This window comes from Cryobacterium glucosi (assembly GCF_004402235.1).
GTDB classification, from domain to species: domain Bacteria; phylum Actinomycetota; class Actinomycetes; order Actinomycetales; family Microbacteriaceae; genus Cryobacterium; species Cryobacterium glucosi.
In genome coordinates this window covers 21,617-39,578 of the sequence record NZ_SOFS01000005.1, presented here as the reverse complement: position 1 = coordinate 39,578, position 17,962 = coordinate 21,617, and the positions used below count along the sequence as shown (strand labels likewise).

At 68.5% G+C, this 17,962-nt stretch carries 13 protein-coding genes; 3 read left to right on the top strand and 10 right to left on the bottom strand.

Annotation, left to right across the window (positions count from 1 at the left end; translation table 11 throughout):
• Positions 1-22: 22 nt before the first annotated feature.
• Genes E3O46_RS00565 through E3O46_RS00555 form a run of 3 tightly spaced genes read right to left on the bottom strand, consistent with a single transcriptional unit; the run spans position 23 to position 1,845 of the window.
• On the bottom strand, positions 23-442 hold the full coding sequence (locus E3O46_RS00565; RefSeq protein WP_134560901.1) for a hypothetical protein: 420 nt from the start codon (positions 440-442) through the stop codon (positions 23-25).
• Positions 439-990 (bottom strand): DNA polymerase III subunit gamma/tau, encoded by a 552-nt coding sequence (locus E3O46_RS00560; RefSeq protein WP_134447373.1) that lies wholly within the window; start codon positions 988-990, stop codon positions 439-441. Before E3O46_RS00560 ends, E3O46_RS00565 begins: the two co-directional genes overlap by 4 nt.
• A gap of 9 nt (positions 991-999) precedes the next feature.
• Complete coding sequence (locus E3O46_RS00555; RefSeq protein WP_241987305.1) at positions 1,000-1,845, bottom strand: FadR/GntR family transcriptional regulator; 846 nt, start codon at positions 1,843-1,845, stop codon at positions 1,000-1,002.
• Between the two features lie 78 nt (positions 1,846-1,923).
• On the opposite strand from E3O46_RS00555, the gene E3O46_RS00550 reads away from it, so the two are divergent.
• Both E3O46_RS00550 and E3O46_RS00545 read left to right on the top strand, forming a co-directional pair.
• On the top strand, positions 1,924-2,892 hold the full coding sequence (locus tag E3O46_RS00550) for a carbon-nitrogen hydrolase family protein (RefSeq protein ID WP_134559392.1): 969 nt from the start codon (positions 1,924-1,926) through the stop codon (positions 2,890-2,892).
• A 9-nt stretch (positions 2,893-2,901) separates the two neighbouring features.
• Positions 2,902-4,272: an APC family permease gene (locus E3O46_RS00545; protein ID WP_134559394.1), complete on the top strand. Its 1,371-nt coding sequence runs from the start codon at positions 2,902-2,904 to the stop codon at positions 4,270-4,272.
• Positions 4,273-4,368: 96 nt separating this feature from the next.
• On the opposite strand, the gene ilvC is transcribed toward E3O46_RS00545, so the two are convergent.
• The 5 genes from ilvC to E3O46_RS00520 form a co-directional block, all read right to left on the bottom strand.
• Positions 4,369-5,397 carry a ketol-acid reductoisomerase gene (ilvC, locus tag E3O46_RS00540; RefSeq protein ID WP_134447367.1) on the bottom strand — a complete coding sequence of 343 codons (1,029 nt, stop codon included), beginning with the start codon at positions 5,395-5,397 and terminating at the stop codon, positions 4,369-4,371.
• Between the two features lie 65 nt (positions 5,398-5,462).
• The gene (gene ilvN, locus E3O46_RS00535; protein ID WP_134447365.1) at positions 5,463-5,972 is read right to left on the bottom strand and encodes an acetolactate synthase small subunit; all 510 of its coding nucleotides are present in this window, start codon (positions 5,970-5,972) and stop codon (positions 5,463-5,465) included.
• A gap of 4 nt (positions 5,973-5,976) precedes the next feature.
• On the bottom strand, positions 5,977-7,821 hold the full coding sequence (locus E3O46_RS00530) for an acetolactate synthase large subunit (RefSeq protein WP_134447363.1): 1,845 nt from the start codon (positions 7,819-7,821) through the stop codon (positions 5,977-5,979).
• 38 nt (positions 7,822-7,859) lie between these two features.
• Positions 7,860-9,554, bottom strand: a complete 1,695-nt coding sequence (gene ilvD, locus E3O46_RS00525; RefSeq protein ID WP_134559398.1) for a dihydroxy-acid dehydratase — start codon at positions 9,552-9,554, stop codon at positions 7,860-7,862.
• Positions 9,555-9,597: 43 nt separating this feature from the next.
• On the bottom strand, positions 9,598-11,814 hold the full coding sequence (locus E3O46_RS00520; RefSeq protein ID WP_241975378.1) for a bifunctional alpha,alpha-trehalose-phosphate synthase (UDP-forming)/trehalose-phosphatase: 2,217 nt from the start codon (positions 11,812-11,814) through the stop codon (positions 9,598-9,600).
• Between the two features lie 178 nt (positions 11,815-11,992).
• On the opposite strand from E3O46_RS00520, the gene E3O46_RS00515 reads away from it, so the two are divergent.
• A complete protein-coding gene (locus E3O46_RS00515; RefSeq protein ID WP_134559402.1) occupies positions 11,993-12,850 on the top strand; it encodes a sugar phosphate isomerase/epimerase family protein in 858 nt (285 codons plus the stop codon).
• A gap of 89 nt (positions 12,851-12,939) precedes the next feature.
• Here the strand turns inward: E3O46_RS00515 and E3O46_RS00510 are convergent, their stop codons facing one another.
• Entirely contained in the window at positions 12,940-14,937 is a 1,998-nt protein-coding gene (locus tag E3O46_RS00510; RefSeq protein ID WP_134447357.1) for a YhgE/Pip family protein, read from the bottom strand.
• Positions 14,934-17,957: an MMPL family transporter gene (locus E3O46_RS00505; RefSeq protein ID WP_134560900.1), complete on the bottom strand. Its 3,024-nt coding sequence runs from the start codon at positions 17,955-17,957 to the stop codon at positions 14,934-14,936. Before E3O46_RS00505 ends, E3O46_RS00510 begins: the two co-directional genes overlap by 4 nt.
• Positions 17,958-17,962 lie beyond the last annotated feature (5 nt).

Here is a 17,962-nt window from a genome sequence, read left to right as displayed (position 1 = left end):
CGATCCCGGTCCGACGCCTCGATCAGACGATCAGGCTGCCGAGTCCGAACTGGTAGATATCGAGGGCGAGGGCGGATGCGAGGGCCAGGCCGACGAGGAACAGGGCGGCCTGCGCGTACAGCGGCCTGCCCCGTCCGATCCGGGCGGCGAGCAGGAAGACCAGGATCGGCAGGAGTACCCCGGCGATCAGGATTCCCCAGCCGAACCCGCTGAGCTGGGTGTCGAGGGACCCGGCGGCGAGGTTGAGGCCGATCAGGTTCCCGAGGGCCGCCCAGACATCCCAGGCGTAGAACAGTCCGAAGAAGACGGCGACGACCAGGAACGGCCAGGAAGGCCTGCGGCGCTGTGGTGCGGCGACGGTCTCGGTCGAACCGGTGCCGGACGCATCGGGACCGGACGTGTCCGGACCGGACGGGTTCGGGAGTGCGACGGGCTCGCTCATGCGACGGCCCCTCCGCTCACGAGGAGCGGGAGCGGAGCGAGCAGCACGACGCCGAGGAGCAGCCAGAGGATTCGTCCGCGCGGCCGGGTCGGGGTCAGCCAGAGCGTCACCGCGAACCACGCGACGGGGGCCGCGACGGCGAGCCAGGTTCCGAGGCTGAACATGAAGCTCGCGAGAGCGTCGCCGAGCGGATTGTCGATCCGGCTCACGCCGATGAACCAGCCGATCGTGAAGAGCAGGTAGATGCCGCCGAACACCCCGAGGGAGATCAAGGTGAATGAGCTCATCGGCGAGCGTTCCGAGTTGCGGGCCGCGGCATCCGCTTCGATCGCAGCGGTCGGTCCCTTGACGCTCCAGCCGTCCGGCAAAGCGGCGTAGACCGGAGCGCTGGCCGGTGCGGAGGCAACGGGGTCTGACTCGACCGGCGTACGCGAGTTCTCGCGGGCGTCGGCATCCTCCGACCGGGTCTGCAGGGTGGGATCGTCGTCGCCGGCCCAGCCGAGCGCGTCGTCGTCGCGCGGATTTCCGCCACGTGGTGCTGAAGTCATAGGGCCAGATTAGCCGTCGGAGTGCGGCGCCGCGTCAGGCAGCGGGTCAGGAGACCTGGAGGGGGGCGTGGCGGTGACCGCTGTCGGGGCATCGTTCGGTGGCTGCGGCAGCCCCACGAACATGGTGCGGTGCAGGGCCTCGACGTGCGCGCGGGCGATGCGCACGGCATCCACAGGGTCGGAGCGGCGGAGCGCGGCAACGAGGTCGGCGTGGTCATCGTTGACCCCGTGCAGGAACGCGATCGGATAGGGCAGGAAGTACCGGTAAAGGGCGGCGAGGGCGGCACGGTAGAGGGGAAGGGCGAAGTCGAGACCGCTCGTGACGGCGACTCCGACGTGGAAGCTCTCGTCGGCCAGGTGGTACTCGGTCCAGCTCCTGGCCTCCCGCATCCGGGTGATCTGCAGGTCGAGGACGGCGAGGTCGGATTCCGTCGCGGCGAGCGCGGCGTGGTGCACGACGGCGCACTCGAGGAGCACCCGTCGGTCGATGAGTTCGTGTACTTCGGCGGCGTCAGCGAGGTAGCTGCGGATCTCGGCGACGGCCGAGTGCGCGGGAACATCTGCGACGAAGGTGCCGCCGCCGCGTCCCCTGCGGCGCACGAGCACGCCCTCCTCCGCGAGGCTCTCGAGCGCCCGCCGGGCCGTGATCGGGCTGACGGCGAGCGCATCAGCGACGTCGTCGACGGGCGGCACTCGTTCGCCCGGCAGCAGCAGGCCGAGGTCGACGGCGAGGGCGAGGCGGGCCCGCACGGTGTCGATGGCCGCGAGGCGGGTGATCCCGGTGACGGCGGCGGCGGTCAGGGCCGCGAGGCCCGATGGCGCCGTTTCAGCGTCGCCCGGTATCGATGTGGTCACGACACCACAATAATCGACACGAAACGCGCCGGTAATGTTCAAAATGATCTAATTTAGGAGAACTCGGAAGGACGAAGGATGAGAACCCTGAAAGTGGCCGCCGTGCAGGCGGCTCCCCAGCTGATCGGAGCCGCGATCGAGCCGTTCGCCGCCGAGCTGCGGTCCGTGCTTGCCGGAGCCCCCGATGCCGACGTGGTGGTGTTTCCCGAGTTGCATCTCTTCGGCTCCCCCGCGGACCGCGGCGACGTCACGTCAGAACCTGAGTCGGCCGACGCACGGAACGCGAGCCTCAGGGCATCCGCCCAGCCCCTCGACGGCCCGCTCGGCGATTCCCTCGGAGCGCTCGCCAGGGAGGCAGGCATCTGGCTCGTTCCGGGGAGCGTGTGCGAACTCGGCCAGAACGGGGAACTCTTCAACACGGCCGTGGTGTACGCCCCGACGGGGGAACGCGTCGCCTCATACCGCAAGATGTTTCCCTGGCGGCCGTTCGAACCGTACGATCCCGGCGACCGGTTCGTCGTCTTCGATGTGCCCGGTGTCGGGCGGCTCGGCCTCTCCATCTGTTATGACGCCTGGTTCCCCGAGGTGACCAGGCATCTCGCGTGGCTCGGTGCAGAGGTGGTACTGAACCTCGTGAAGACGACGACGGACGACCGCGCCCAGGAGCTCGTGCTCGCCCGCGCCAACTCGATCGTGAACCAGGTCTTCACCGTGAGCGTCAATTGCGCAGGTCCCGTCGGCCGGGGTCGGAGCATCGTCGTCGACCCGGAGGGCCACGTCCTCGACGAGAGCGCTGACACCAACTCCGACGTGCTTCTGACCACCATCGACCTCGACCACGTGACCCGGGTGCGAGTGCAGGGAACCGCGGGTACCAACCGACCGTGGGCGCAATTCGCCGACACGGATGCCCCGATCGAGCTCCCCCTGTACGGCGGCCGGATCTCTCCTTCCAGCTGGCAGCCCCAGTCCTGGTCCCCGACCTCTCCAGCCCCGCTGATCTCAGTAGTAGCCCCCGCAGTTCGCCCCGCCACCCCAACCCAGTAAGGACGACCCATGGTTACGCCAACGCACCCCAGTCCCACCCTCACTCGTTCTCTCACGCTCTCCTCTGTCGTAATCTTCGGCCTCGCCTATATGACGCCGATCATCGTGCTCGGGATCTTCGGCATCGTCGCCGAGGTCACCGGCGGCGCCACGCCCGCCGCCTACCTCGTGGCCCTCGTCGCGATGCTCTTCACCGCATCGAGCTATGGGCGGATGGCCGCCGCGTACCCGGTCGCGGGGTCGGCATACAGCTACGTGCGCCGCGCGATCGACTCCCGCGTCGGTTTCCTCGTCGGCTGGGCCGTCCTTCTCGACTATCTCTTCCTGCCGATGGTGATCTGGCTGATCGGTGGCGCGTACCTCGGCGCTCAATTCCCCGACGTGCCCGGGTGGATCTGGATCCTCGGGTTCATCCTCGCGACGACCGCGCTCAACATCATCGGGATCCGGGTGGCACAGAAGGCGAACTACATCCTGATGGCCTTCCAGGTGCTCGTGATCGTGCTCTTCGTGGCCCTCTCGATCGGCTCCGTCCTCACGAACTCCGGCCCGCTTGCCCTCTTCAGCTCCACGCCGTTCTTCAACGACACGGCGAGCCTCACCGGCATCTCCGCAGGGGCCGCGATCGCCGCATACTCCTTCCTCGGTTTCGACGCCGTCACGACGCTGACAGAGGAGACGATCAACCCGCGGAAGACCATGCCGCGCGCGATCATGCTCATCGCCCTGATCGGCGGAGCGATCTTCATCGTCGTGGCGTACACGACGACACTCGTCCAGCCGGGCGGCGTCTTCGAGAACGTGTCGTCCGCCGCCTTCGACATCGCTCTCACCATAGGCGGCAACGTGTTCGGCGCGATCTTCATCGCCGGGCTCGTGCTCGGCCAGTTCGCCTCCGGGCTCGCCGCCCAGGCCGGAGGAGCCCGTCTTCTCTACGCGATGGGCCGCGATGGCGTCCTCCCCCGCCGAATCTTCGGCACCATCAGCGAGCGCTACCGCACGCCCGTGATCAGCATCATCATCACAGGAGCCGTCGGCCTCATCGCCCTGTTCCTCGACGTGGCAACCTCGACATCGTTCATCAACTTCGGCGCCTTCACCGCGTTCACGTTCGTGAACCTCGCCGTGATCGCCTTCTTCATCCGCGAGCGCAGGGCCGGCCGGCACCACAACGTGTGGCTGTACGTGGTCGTGCCCGCGATCGGAGCCGTCATCGATGCATGGCTGCTCACCAAGCTCGACGTGAACGCGATCACGCTCGGCCTCACCTGGCTCGGCGTGGGCGTCGTCGTGCTCGCCATCCTGACCAGGGGCTTCCGGATTTCGCCGCCCGACCTGGCCTTCGAGGAGGCTGAAGAGGCCGTCCTCACCGAGCACTGACCCTGCGGGGCGTTACGACGAACGGCGGGGCTCCTCGGGTAGAGGGGCCCCGCCGTTTATGGTGCGGTGCGCGGTGCGTCGTGCGCGATGCGGTGGTTAGCGGGCGGCTTCGCCGTCGACGTAGTCGTCGTCGTTCGAGGCGTTCCACGCGAAGAGCTTGCGCAGCTCGCGGCCGGTGGCCTCGATCGGGTGCTCTTCGCCCTTCTTGCGGAGAGCGAGGAACTCGGGTGCTCCGGCGTCCTGGTCGGCGATGAAACGCTCGGCGAACGCGCCGCTCTGGATGTCGGCGAGAACGGCCTTCATGTTCTCCTTGACGTGCGGGTCGATCACGCGCGGGCCGGAGACGTAGTCGCCGTATTCCGCGGTGTCGGAGACGCTCCAGCGCTGCTTGGCGATGCCGCCCTCCCACATCAGGTCGACGATGAGCTTGAGCTCGTGCAGCACCTCGAAGTAGGCGACCTGCGGCTGGTAACCGGCCTCGGTCAGGGTCTCGAAGCCGTACTGGATGAGCTGCGAGACGCCGCCGCAGAGCACGGCCTGCTCGCCGAACAGGTCGGTCTCGGTCTCTTCGGTGAAGGTGGTCTTGATGCCGGCGGCACGGAGCCCGCCGATCGCCTTCGCGTAGCTGAGAGTCAGCGGCCAGGCATTGCCGGTCGCATCCTTCTCGACGGCGACGATGACGGGTACGCCACGGCCGGCCTCGAATTCGCGACGCACGGTGTGGCCGGGTCCCTTGGGGGCGACCATGACGACGTCGACGCCCTCCGGTGCGGTGATGTAGCCGAAGCGGATGTTGAACCCGTGTCCGAAGACGAGCGCCTTTCCGGCCGCGAGGTTCGGAAGCACGTCAGCGGCGTAGAGGTGACGCTGCACCTGGTCGGGCGCGAGGATGACGATGACGTCGGCCCACTTGGCTGCCTCGGCGGTGCTGAGGACGGTGAAGCCGACCTCTTCGGCCTTGGCCTTCGACTTCGAGCCATCCTTCAGGCCGATGACGACCTCGACACCCGAGTCACGGAGGTTCTGGGCATGCGCGTGTCCCTGCGAGCCGTAACCGATGACGGCTACCTTCTTGCCCTGGATGATCGACAGGTCAGCGTCTTTGTCGTAGTAAATCTCAGACACGAGTGGTTATCTCCTAGTTGTTTGGTGAAGAAAGGTCGGTGAAGAAAGGGGGTGAGGGGCGGACGCTAGCTCTTGAACACGCGTTCGGTGATCGATTTGGACCCGCGGCCGATGGCGAGCAGTCCGGACTGTGCGATTTCCTTGATCCCGTAGGGCTCGAGCACGCGCAGCAGCGCCTGGGTCTTGCCGGAATCCCCGGTGACCTCGATCACGACGGAGTCAGGGGCGACGTCGACGACCCGCGCACGGAACAGCGTGACGGCTTCGAGCACCTGGGACCTCGTCGTGTTGTCCGCACGCACCTTGACCAGCAGGTGCTCGCGCTGCACGGACTGCGCGGGGTCGAGCTCGACGATCTTGATCACGTTGATCAGCTTGTTGAGCTGCTTCGTGACCTGCTCGAGCGGGAGGTCCTCGACGTCGACGAGGATGGTGATCCGCGACAGGCCGGGGATCTCGGTGTGGCCGACCGCGAGGCTTTCGATGTTGAAGCCGCGCCGGGCGAAGAGGCCGGCGACGCGGGTCAGCAGGCCGGGCTTGTCCTCGACGAGGAGGCTCAGGACATGGGAACTCATGGGCTTACTCCTCTCCCCAGGTCGGTGCGTGGTCTTTCGCGTACTGCACGTAACTGTTGCTGACGCCCTGGGGCACCATCGGCCAGACCATCGCATCGCGGCTCACGACGAAGTCGATCACGACCGGGCGGTCGTTCGTCGCGAGGGCGAGCTTGATCGCGTCGTCGACCTGGTCCGCGCTCGTGACGCGGATGCCGAGCGCACCATACGCCTCGGCGAGCTTCACGAAGTCGGGCACCATCGCCGAGCCGTGCCCGGTGTTCAGGTCGGTGAAGGAGTGCCGACCGTCGTAGAACAGGGTCTGCCACTGGCGCACCATGCCGAGGGAGGAGTTGTTGATGATCGCGACCTTGATGGGGATGTTGTTGATCGTGCAGGTCGCGAGTTCCTGGTTGGTCATCTGGAAGCATCCGTCACCGTCGATCGACCAGACCACCCGGTCGGGTTCTGCGACCTTGGCGCCCATCGCCGCGGGAACGGAGTAGCCCATCGTGCCGGCACCGCCCGAGTTGAGCCAGGAGTTGGGGCGCTCGTACTTGATGTACTGGGCCGCCCACATCTGGTGCTGGCCGACGCCGGCGGCGTAGACGCCCTCCGGCCCGGTCAGTTCACCGATGCGCTTGATCACGTACTGCGGGGCGAGCAGGCCGTCCGTCGGCTCGGAGTAGCCGAGCGGGAACTCCTCGCGGAGACCGTTCAGGTAGCTCCACCACTCGGTGAAGTCCGGGGTGGTGGTCTTGAGCACCGCGGAGAAGGCGACGGTCAGGTCGGCGAGCACGTCCTTGGCGTCTCCGACGATGGGCACGTCTGCGGTGCGGATCTTGGAGATTTCCGCGGGGTCGACGTCGACGTGCACGATCGTGGCGTGCGGCGCGAACTCGCTGACCTTCCCGGTGACCCGGTCGTCGAAGCGGGCGCCGAGCGCGATGATCAGGTCGGCCTCCTGCAGGGACAGCACGGCGGGAACGGTGCCGTGCATGCCCGGCATGCCGAGGTGCTGGTCGTGCGAGTCCGGGAAGGCGCCACGGGCCATCAGCGTCGTGACGACGGGCGTGCCGGTGAGTTCGGCGAAGGCGAGGAGCTCGGCGGATGCGCGGGCGCGGATGACGCCGCCGCCGACGTACAGCACGGGCTTCTTCGCATCGGCGAGCAACTGGGCTGCCGCCTGCACCTGCTTGCCGTGGGCCTTGGTGATCGGACGATAGCCGGGCAGGTCGATCTTCGGCGGCCAGATGAACGGCGCCGTCTTCTGCTGGGCGTCCTTGGTGATGTCGACGAGCACAGGGCCTGGCCGGCCGGTCGAGGCGATCAGGTAGGCGGATGCGATCGCACCGGGAACGTCTTCCGGGCGCTTGACGAGGAACGAGTGTTTCGTGATCGGCATCGTGATGCCGACGATGTCGGCCTCCTGGAAGGCATCCGTGCCCATCAGCGTCGAGAAGACCTGGCCGGTGATGCACAGGATCGGCACCGAGTCCATATAGGCGTCCGCGATCGCCGTGACGAGGTTCGTGGCGCCGGGGCCTGAGGTCGCGATGGCGACGCCGACGCGGTTGCTCGCCGAGGCGTAGCCCTCCGCAGCGTGGCCGGCGCCCTGCTCGTGGCGCACCAGGATGTGCCGGATGGCGTCCTGGGTCATCAGCTCGTCGTAGAGCGGGATGACGGCGCCGCCGGGCAGGCCGAAGACATCCGTCACGCCGAGCAGTTCGAGGGTGCGGATGATCGCACCGGAACCGGTGAGGAGTTCGGGCTCACCGGATGCTGCCGCGGCCGTCGCCGCGGCGGACGACGTGGCGGCCGAGGTCGGCGAGGGCGTGGGTGATGGCACGGGGTTCTGTTCCGCGGTCATTGATTCAGGTCCCTAAGGTCGAGTACGAATGGTGAGCGCTACCCCGTGACGGCGCCAACGGCCGCCGATTGCACGAGCTTCGTGTACTTGGCGAGCACGCCGCGGGTGTAGCGCGGAGGGAGAGGCGCCCAGCCGACTCGTCGGGCGTCGAGCTCTTCAGGGTCGACCAGTAGGTCGAGCGTGCGAGCTGCGATATCGACCCGTATGAGATCACCATCGCGCACGAAGGCGATCGGACCTGCGTCCACCGCTTCGGGTGCTATGTGGCCGATACACAGTCCGGTTGTGCCGCCTGAGAATCTGCCGTCCGTTAACAGTAGTACATCGGCACCGAGCCCGGCGCCCTTGATGGCCGCGGTGATCGAGAGCATCTCGCGCATGCCGGGGCCCCCCTTGGGGCCTTCGTAGCGGATGACGACGACGTCGCCCTTTTCGATGGTGCCCTCGGTGAGGGCGTCCATCGCCGCGCGCTCGCGCTCGAAGACGCGGGCGGGTCCGGTGAACACGTCACTGTCGAAGCCGGCGGTCTTGACGACAGCGCCCTCCGGCGCCATCGAGCCCTTGAGGATGGTGATGCCGCCGCTCTTGTGGATCGGGTTGTCGAGCGTGCGGAGCACCTCGCCGTCGAGGTCGGGCGGGTCGATCTCCGCGAGGTTCTCTGCGACGGTCTTCCCGGTGACGGTGAGGGCGTCCCCGTGGATGAGGCCGGCCTCGAGCAGGGCGCGCATCACGGCGGGCACCCCGCCGTGGCGGTCGACGTCGTTCATGACGTACTTGCCGAACGGCTTCAGGTCGCCGATGTGCGGAACCTTGTCGCCGATCACGTTGAAGTCGTCGAGGCTCAGTTCGACCTCGGCCTCGCGGGCGATGGCGAGCAGGTGGAGCACCACGTTCGTGGAGCCGCCGAAGGCCATGGCGACGGCGATCGCATTCTCGAAGGCCTTGCGGGTGAGGATGTCCCTGGCCGTGATGCCGAGGCGCAGAAGGTTGACGACGGCCTCGCCGGAGCGGTGCGCGTAGTAGTCGCGGCGGCGGTCGGCCGAGGCGGGGGACGCGGATCCCGGAAGGCTCATGCCGAGGGCTTCTGCGACGCTCGCCATGGTGTTCGCGGTGTACATACCGCCGCAGGCACCCTCGCCGGGGGCGAAGGCGCACTCGATCCGCTTGGCGTCGGCCACGGACATCCGCCCGGCCTTGACGGCGCCGACGGCCTCGAACGAGTCGATGATGGTGATATCTTTTTCGGTGCCGTCCGAGAGCTTGACCCAGCCGGGCGCGATCGAGCCGGCGTAGAGGAAGACACTCGCGAGATCGAGCCGGGCAGCGGCCATCAGCATGCCGGGCAGGGACTTGTCGCAGCCGGCGAGCAGCACGGAGCCGTCGAGGCGCTCGGCCTGCATGACGACCTCGACGGAGTCCGCGATGACCTCTCGGGAGACGAGGGAGAAGTGCATGCCCTCATGGCCCATCGAGATGCCGTCGGAGACGGAGATGGTGCCGAACTGCAGCGGATAGCCGCCACCGGAGTGCACGCCCTCCTTGGCCGCCTGCGCGAGGCGGTCGAGGGACAGGTTGCACGGTGTGATCTCGTTCCAGGAACTCGCGATGCCGATCTGGGGTTTGTCCCAGTCCGCGTCGCCCATCCCGACGGCACGGAGCATTCCGCGGGAGGTCGTGGCTTCGATTCCGTCGGTGACGTCGCGACTACGCGGTTTCAGATCGATCTCAGGCATGTAGTGATTCTAGAACCTGTGTTTCGGGAACTTTGCCGCAGGGTTACCGTTCGCTGGGAGTTCCGGGGGTTCCGGGAGCTGGGGCGGCCTCCCGGAGGTCGGCGATCAGCTGCAGCACGATCGGCACTTCCTCCGGTCCGCGCACCCGGTAGCCCGCGAGGGAGGTGCCTGCGCCGATCTTCAGTCCGAGGTCGCCGGGGTGCAGTGCGGTGAAGGCGTCTTCGTCCGTCACGTCGTCTCCGGCGTAGAACACCCGGTCGGCGCCCGTGTATGCACGGAGCCGTTCGAGCGCGTCACCCTTCGAGCTCGAGCGCACGGAGAATTCGAGCACATTCTTTCCCTCGCGCACGGTGAGGTCTGGCAGCACGGCGCCGAGCTGCACGCGGGCGTCGCGTTGCACGGCCTGGCCGGCCTGCGCGGTCGACTTGCGGGTGTGCAAGGCCAGGCCGGCGGGCTTCCGTTCGATCCACGCACCCGTCACGGATGCCGAGACCCGTTCGAGCACGCGGGCGAGCGTGTCGAGCTGGTCGAGTTCGTCCTGGTCGAGTCCGAGCTCTTCGCCCGGGGTGTCCAGCTGGACCTCGATGCCGTGTGAACCGGTCAGAAGCACCTCGACCTGCGGTTCGGCGACCTGGCGCAGGCTCGCGAGCGACCGGCCGGAGACGAGGGCGACACGCACGCCGTCGAGTCCGATCAGGCGTTCGACGGCCTCCCGGGTGCCGGCGACGGCACGCGAGTCCTGGGGGTTGTCGACGATCGGGGCGACGGTGCCGTCGAAGTCCAGCGCGATGAGCAGCGAGCCCGCGGAACTGAAGTCGCGGAGGGCGTGAGCGAGATCATCGGGAACGCCGGGCTGCACGGCGGCACCCTCCCGGAGTGTGCGGAGGAAGGACGACGACCAGGCGGCGACGTCGTTGTCGAACACCTTGCGGCGCAGGGCGCGCATCCGCCGCTGCCGTTCGGGGCGCGGCATCGCGATCGCACGCAGGATGGCTGCCTTCATGCCGTCGATGTCGTGCGGGTTGATCAGCACGGCCTGCTTGAGTTCGTCGGCCGCCCCGGCGAATTCGCTCAGGACGAGCACGCCGTCCTTGTCGTCGCGGACGGCGACGTATTCCTTCGCGACGAGGTTCATCCCGTCGCGGAGGGCGGTGACGAGCATGACGTCTGCGGCGAGGTACAGGGCGACCATTTCCTCGCGCGGGTAGCCGTGGTGGTGGTAGCTGATCGCGGTGTGGCTGATCGTCGAGTAGTCGCCGTTGATCCGGCCGACGGCGAGTTCGATCTCGTCGCGGAGGGCCATGTACGCTCCGACCCGTTCCCGGGACGGGCTCGCGACCTGCACGAGGGTGACGTCCTCGACGGAAATCGACCCGTCCTCGAGGAGCTCGCCGAAGGCCTTCAGCCGGTGGCCGATGCCCTTGGTGTAGTCGAGCCTGTCGACGCCGAGAATGATCGTCTTCGGGTTGCCGAGGTCCTCGCGGATGCGGCGCGCGCGGGCCTGGATCTCCGGACGTTTCGCGAGGTCGGCGTATGCGACGGCGTCGATCGAGATCGGGAAGTGCTTGGCGATCACCCGGCGGTGGTGTCCCCCGGCGCCTGGAACGTCGATCGCGACACCGCGGGTGGTGTATCCGAAGAGGCGACGGACCGCGCGGGAGAAGTTGCCGGCATCCGCCAGCCGCTGGAAGCCGATCAGGTCGGCGCCGAGCAGGCCGTCGAGGATCTGCTTACGCCACGGGAGCTGCGCATAGATGCCGTACGGCGGGAACGGTATGTGGTTGAAGAAGCCGATCACGAGGTCGGGGCGCATGTCCCTCAGCATCCGCGGCACGAGTTGCAGCTGGTAGTCGTGCACCCAGACGGTTGCACCGGCTGCCGCGGCCGCGGCGGCCGCTTCGGCGAACCGGCGGTTGACGCGCACGTACGCCTCCCACCATTCGCGGTGGAAGCTCGGCGGGGAGATCACGTCGTGGTAGAGCGGCCAGAGGGTGTCGTTGGAGAAGCCCTCGTAGTAGTCCTCGAGGTCGGCGTCGGTCAGCGAGACGGGAACGATGTTGATGCCGTCGTTTTCGAAGGGGGCGAACTCGCGGTCGGCGACGCCGGGCCAGCCGACCCACGCGCCGTCGGAGGAGCGCATCAGCGGCTCGAGGGCGGTGACGAGTCCGCCGGGTGAGGTCTTCCAGCTTTCGGTGCCGTCCTCGGCGACGACGAAGTCCACGGGCAGCCGGTTCGAGACAGCGACGAGGGCGTATGTCACCTTCGGCTCGGCGGCGGGCGTGTTAACGGCTTCAATCGAAATGGCTGGTCCGTTCCGGTACCTGCACGGCGCACGCACCTCGGTGAACTTCCAAGGATACCAGCAGCCCCGGCGGAGCCCCCTGACTATTCGGGCGCGCGACACCCGTTGTTCAGCAGTCGGGTTTACTCTGGCGCCAATGATTCGCATCGGCATGAGCACGACGTGCGCCTATCCGCTCTCGACGGAGCACGCCTTCCGGCTCGCGAAACTCGCGGGCTACGACGGCATCGAAATCATGGTCTCCCGCGACGACGTCACCCAGGATGCCGCTGCGCTCCTGGCCCTGTCGCGGAAATACAAGCTGCCGATCTTCTCGATCCACGCTCCCGTGCTCCTGCTCACGCATTTCGTCTGGGGTCGGGACCCACTCGTGAAGCTCGAACGCTCGGCGGCGCTCGCGGCCGAGGTCGGGGCGCGAACCGTCGTGGTGCATCCGCCGTTTCGCTGGCAGGCCGACTTCGCCGTCACGTTCCTCGACTCCGTGCGCGAGATCAGCGCGGACAGCGGCATCGAGATCGCGGTCGAGAACATGTTCCCGTGGAAGTTCGGCGGCCGGGGCATGAAGGCGTACTCCCCCGGCTGGGACACCACCCGGATGGACTGCGACGCCGTCACGCTCGACTTCTCGCACTGCGCCCTGAGCGGGCTCGACAGTCTCGCGATGGCGACGGAGCTCGGCGACCGTCTCCGGCATGTGCATCTCTGCGACGGCTCCGGCTCCCTCGACGAGGGCAAAGTCTTCGACGAGCACCTGCTGCCCGGCCGTGGCAGCGAGCCGGTCGCCGAGGTGCTCAACCTGCTCGCGCGCACCGGCTGGGACGGCCGGATCGTCGCGGAGGTCAACACCCGCAAGGCGCGCACCGAGCAGGAACGCCTCGTGCTGCTCGTGGAGACCCTCGCGTTCGCGCGCTTGCACACCGCCCAGCGCCGGGTGCGCCGCGCCCCGCGGTCGCCCCGCGCCCACGAGTCCCTGCGCCCCGGACAGCAGCACTAGCCCCGTCCCCACGCGCGAAAGCGGGTGAATCGTCGGTCTGGTCCGCTCAAACCGACGTTTCACCCGCTCTCGCGGAAGGAGCTCGTGCGTCAGCCGCGGGCGAGGGCCAGGGCGAAGGAGCGCGGGCCGCGCTTGGCGGCAACGGCCCAGAACGTCAGGCCGATGCTGACCACCGCGAAGAGCAGCAGGATGCCCACGGCATTGAGCGCACCTGCTCCCCCTCCGGAGACGATCCCCTGCATGCCGCTCACGGCCCAGGTGAGCGGCAGGAACGGGCTGATCGCCTGGAACGGCGCCGAGACGAGCTCGATCGGGTACAGTCCGCCGACCGCAGTGAGCTGCAGGGCGAGGAGCACGAGGGACACCACGATGCCGACCCGTCCGAACGCCACGGTGAGGAACTGGTGCACCGCGACGAAGACGAACGCGAGGAAGACCGCGAAGCCGAGTGTCGCCGGGAGCAGGGTCCAGGTCACGCCGAGCGAGGCGTGCAGCAGCGCGACGACGACGACCGCCTGGGCTGCGGCAAGGCCGAACGCCCGGCCGAAGCCACGCGAGACAAGGCGCCCTGTTGAGGCGGTCGAAGCGAGAGCGGTGCTTGTCACCGGGCGCATCACGAGGAAGATCGCGAGCGCGCCGATCCAGAGCCCCACCGGCACGAAGACCATCCCGAGGAGCGGGCCGATCGTCGCGATCGGGTTGTCGCGGCTCGTGGTGATGGCGACGGGCTCGGAAACGACCGAAGCCGACTGCGCAGGGTCGTCCTGGTTCAGCTTCTTCGCGCTCTCGGCTCCGGACGCGAGCCCGGTCGCGAGCTGGCTCGCGCCCGTCTCGAGCTGGTGCACCCCGGTGGCCGCGGCCGCGGTCCCCGTCGCGAGTTGGGAGACGCCGCTCGAGAGGCTCGAGACGCCGGAGGCGAGGCCGGTCGCGCCCGTCCGCAGCGATGCCGAACCGGCTGCGAGCTTCGCGGCCCCTGTCGCGCTCTGCGCCACGCCGCCCTGCACCCCGGTGAGGGCGGATGTCGTCTGCTGGCTGAGTCCGGCGCCCTGCGTCGAGAGGGTGTCGAGTCCGCCCTGGAACTGGGTCAGTCCGGCCTGGTAGGTGTCGAGTCCGGCCTGGTACTGGGCGATGTAGGCGTCGGCGTTTGCGGGGTCAGCCTTGATCGCCGCGGCGACCCCGGCGAACTGGCCGGCCAGCGTCGTGAAGCCCGCCGAGACCTTGGTGAACCCGGTTGCCGCCTGCGTGACTCCCCCGGTGTACTGGGCGACGCCACTGCTGAGGGCGCTGAGACCTGCCGTGCCGGTGTTGAGTTTGCCGAGGCCCGCACTGAGCGCATCCACCCCGTTCGTGTACGCGGTAACCCCGGTCGCGAAGCTCGACGCTCCTGTCGAGGCGGACGCCGCCCCGGTTGCAGCGGAGGCCGCGCCCCCGGAGAGGGAATCGAGGCCGGTGGCCACTCCGGTGACGCCCGTCGAGACCTGGCCGGCGCCATCCGCTGCCGTCGTCAGCGAGCCGCCGAGCGTTGACAGGCCGGAATACAGGCCGCTCAGGTACTGGGTCGTGATCTGCCGGCCGAAGACGCCCGTCATCGCGGAGCCGACCGTCCCTGCGACGGTTCCGGCGAGATAGGAATGCGCGTCATCGGTGCGGATGGCGAGCTCGGCCTGGGTCGGCGCTGCGGTGCCGATCGAGGTGATCGACTTGGAGAAGTCTGCGGGGATGGTGAGCACCGCGTATGCCTTGCCGGAGGCGAGTGCCGCCGCAGCGTCCGCGGAATTGGAGATCGTCCAGGCGAACCCGGTCGACGCCGTCCGCGACGAGGCCGGCGCGGTGAGCTCGGTCACGAGCAGGCGCCCGGCGAGCACGGTCTGCTTCGTGCCGTCCGCGGCCGTCGTCGTCACGAAGGTGTCGTTGTTGACGACGATCGCCGGCAGGGTGTCGAGCCGCTGGTCGGCGGTCGCGAGCGCGCCGGCGAAGACGCCTGCGACCGCAAGGGGTACCACGATCAGTCCGGCGAGTACGGCGCCGAAGGTCCAGCGGCGCTGTCCCGGCGTGCGGCTGAAGAGTCGTTCGAGCCTGGTGCTCATCGCAGTGCGGCCTTTCCATCCAGGGCGTCGGCGCCGAAGACGGCGTCGCGGGGGTCGAGGGTGTCGGTTGGCCGGGTCGCATGACGCGGCTCCGGGTCGAGCGGTGGGTATCCGCCGAGAGCTCCGCGGGCGGCGGGACCCGTCGTTTCGACGGGCTCGAGCGTTTCGAGGTCGACGACCAGCACGGCCCGGCCGGCTGCGGCGAGCGGATGCTGCGACGCCGCCGCGATGATGAGCGTGGTGTCTGCGGGGGCGAGCGTCGCGACCACGACACCGATGCTGAGTCCTGCGGGATCGGCGGGGAGTCCTTCGCCCAGGTCGATGACGACGACGCCAGGACGCTCGGCGAGCGCCGCCGCGACGAGGACCGCGGCACGGGACACGGCGGAGAGGGAGGACACCGGGGTGTCCGCGGTGAGGGGTGCGACCGGGGCACGGTCGTGGGCGATGGCACGGTTGATCCGTCCGATCCAGCCGTCGAGCTGACCGCGCCGGCTGCGGGAGCGGAACCGTGGCTGGGTGAGGTCGAGCCGCTCGGCGAGCAGTTCGCCGATGGTCAGGCCGTTGTCGCGGCTGTCGCCGACGTCGGCGAGCGCGACGACGCGCAAGGCGCGGCCGCGTTCGGAGGGCAGCGGGTAGCTGAGCACCTGGAGCCGGCCGGAGACCGGGTCGAGACGGCCGGCGAGCGTCGCGGCGACGACCCGGCGATGGGCGGTGGTCCCGGTGAGGACCAGCACCGATCCGGTCGGCACGGAGACGGTGAGCGGGCCGATCGTGCTGCCCGGCAGGCCGAAGACGGCCTGGTCCGCCGTGATGGCGCCGTCCTGGGCCTTCGCCCAGTGGCTGTCGAGCATGTGGTGGCGAAGTCCCTCGCCCTCGATGTCGACGTTGGGGAGCAGGCGGTCGAGCCAGCGCGGCAGCCACCACGCCGCCCGGCCTGCGAGGGCCATCGCTGCGGGCACGAGGGTCATCCGCACCAGGAAGGCGTCGAGGAACACGCCGACGGCCAGGGCGAATGCGATGCCCTTGATCGCCCCGGTGCCGTCGGGTACGAAGGCGAAGAAGACGAAGAACATGATGAGTGCCGCAGCGGTGACGACGCGGGCGGCGTGTGCGAATCCGTAGACGACGGCCTGGCGCGGGTCGTTGTTCTTGACGTACTCCTCACGCATGCCGGAGACGAGGAAGACCTCGTAGTCCATGGCCAGTCCGAAGAGCACGGCCATCAGCAGGATCGGCAGGAAGCTCAGGATCGGACCGGGCGTGCTCACCCCGAGCAGGTCGGCGAACCATCCCCACTGGAAGATCGCGACGGTCGCACCGATCGAGGCGAAGACGGAGAGCAGGAACCCGACCGCGGCCTTCACCGGAACGAAGACGGAACGGAACACCATCGTCAGCAGGATGATCGAGAGCCCGACGACGATGAGCGCGAACGGGATGAGGGCGTTGCTGAGCCGGTTCGAGATGTCGATCGACACGGCCGTCGCTCCCGTCACCGTGACGGGAGTCCCGAGTTCGGAGTCGATCCCCGGCGCGAGGTCGCGGATGGCCTGGACGAGATCCTTGGTCTTGGGGTCGTTCGGCGCGCTGTTCGGCATCACCTGGATGATCGCGGTGTCGACGGTGGCGTTCGGGGTGCCCTTGCCGACGAAGGCGACGTCGGGCAGGGTACGCAGCTTGGCGCTGATCGTCTCGAGGTCAGGGAAGATGTTCGTGGTCTGGGTGATGTCGACGACCACGATGAGCGGGCCGTTGTAGCCGGGACCGAAGCCCTCCTCGATCATGGTGAACGCCTTGTGCTGGGTCGAGTCGACCGGCTCGGACGCTCCGTCCGGCAGGTTGAGGTCGAGGCTGAGCGCGGGGATCGCGAGGGTGCCGAGGATTCCGACGACGAGGATGACGGCGACGATCGGCGCCTTCATCACGAGGCCCACCCAGCGGCGGCCCATCGTGGGCCTGCCCGTGTCCGGCATGGTCGCCCGGTTGTGGGCGCGCCCGCCGGGTTTCGGGGTGAGGCGGCCCTTGGCGAGGCCGAGAATCGCGGGCAGGAGGGTGATCGCGACGAGGATGGCGATGAAGACGGCGACCGCGGCTCCCACACCCATCACGCTCAGGAACGGGATTCCGACGACGAGCAGTCCGAGCAGGGCGATGATGACGGTGAGCCCGGCGAAGACGACCGCGCTCCCGGCGGTGGCCACGCTCGTCGATGCCGATTCGTGCGGCTCGACGCCCCTGGCGAGCTGGGTCCGGTGCCTGGACAGGATGAACAGTGAGTAGTCGATGCCGACGGCGAGCCCGAGCATCATTGCGAGCATCGGTGCGGTGCTCGAGACGGGCACGAACGCGGAGATCGCGGTGATACCGCCGATCGCAACGCCGACGCCGATGAGCGCCATCAGCAGGGGCATCCCAGCCGAGGCGAGCGACCCGAAGGTGATCAGCAGCACGACCCCGGCGAAGAGGAGGCCGAAGACCTCGGTGATGGTGATGCCGAAGGTGTTGGACGAGAAGACCTGGCCGCCGAAGGCGACCTCGAGACCGGCCTTCTCCGCGATCGCGGCCGTCGCCGTGACGGCGTTGAGGGTAGCGTCCGTCACATCCGCGGATGGACCGTCGAGTTGAACGACGCTGCGCGCGGTGGCCTCGTCCGTCGAGATGGCGCTCGAGGCGTAGTCGGAATACGGGGTGATCACGGACACGACGCCGGGAACGGCCTCGAGTTCGGTCGCCATGTCGGTGATGGCCGTCTTGTACGGCTCCGTGTTGACGGATGCCCCGTCCGGCGTCCTGTAGACGACCTGCACCGAGGCTCCGGCCGCCTGGGGGAAGACGGCGGCGAGCTGGTCGATCGCGTCCTGCGATTCGGTGCCTGGGATCGCGAAGGACTCGGCGGTCTTGCCGCCGAGCGCGATGCCGCCGCCGAGGATCCCGACGAGGAGGAGTGCCCAGACGCCGATGACGAGCCACGCGCGCTTGTAGGCGAAGTGGCCGATCCGATACAGAAGGGTTGCCATTGTGA

Coding starts and splice junctions, on each gene's coding strand:
- E3O46_RS00550 (WP_134559392.1), top strand. CDS start 1,924: ATGAGAACCCTGAAAGTGGCCGCCGTGCAGGCGGCTCCCCAGCTGATC.
- E3O46_RS00565 (WP_134560901.1), bottom strand. CDS start 442: ATGAGCGAGCCCGTCGCACTCCCGAACCCGTCCGGTCCGGACACGTCC.
- ilvN (WP_134447365.1), bottom strand. CDS start 5,972: ATGAGTTCCCATGTCCTGAGCCTCCTCGTCGAGGACAAGCCCGGCCTG.
- E3O46_RS00545 (WP_134559394.1), top strand. CDS start 2,902: ATGGTTACGCCAACGCACCCCAGTCCCACCCTCACTCGTTCTCTCACG.
- ilvD (WP_134559398.1), bottom strand. CDS start 9,554: ATGCCTGAGATCGATCTGAAACCGCGTAGTCGCGACGTCACCGACGGA.
- E3O46_RS00515 (WP_134559402.1), top strand. CDS start 11,993: ATGATTCGCATCGGCATGAGCACGACGTGCGCCTATCCGCTCTCGACG.
- E3O46_RS00560 (WP_134447373.1), bottom strand. CDS start 990: ATGACTTCAGCACCACGTGGCGGAAATCCGCGCGACGACGACGCGCTC.
- E3O46_RS00510 (WP_134447357.1), bottom strand. CDS start 14,937: ATGAGCACCAGGCTCGAACGACTCTTCAGCCGCACGCCGGGACAGCGC.
- E3O46_RS00505 (WP_134560900.1), bottom strand. CDS start 17,957: ATGGCAACCCTTCTGTATCGGATCGGCCACTTCGCCTACAAGCGCGCG.
- E3O46_RS00530 (WP_134447363.1), bottom strand. CDS start 7,821: ATGACCGCGGAACAGAACCCCGTGCCATCACCCACGCCCTCGCCGACC.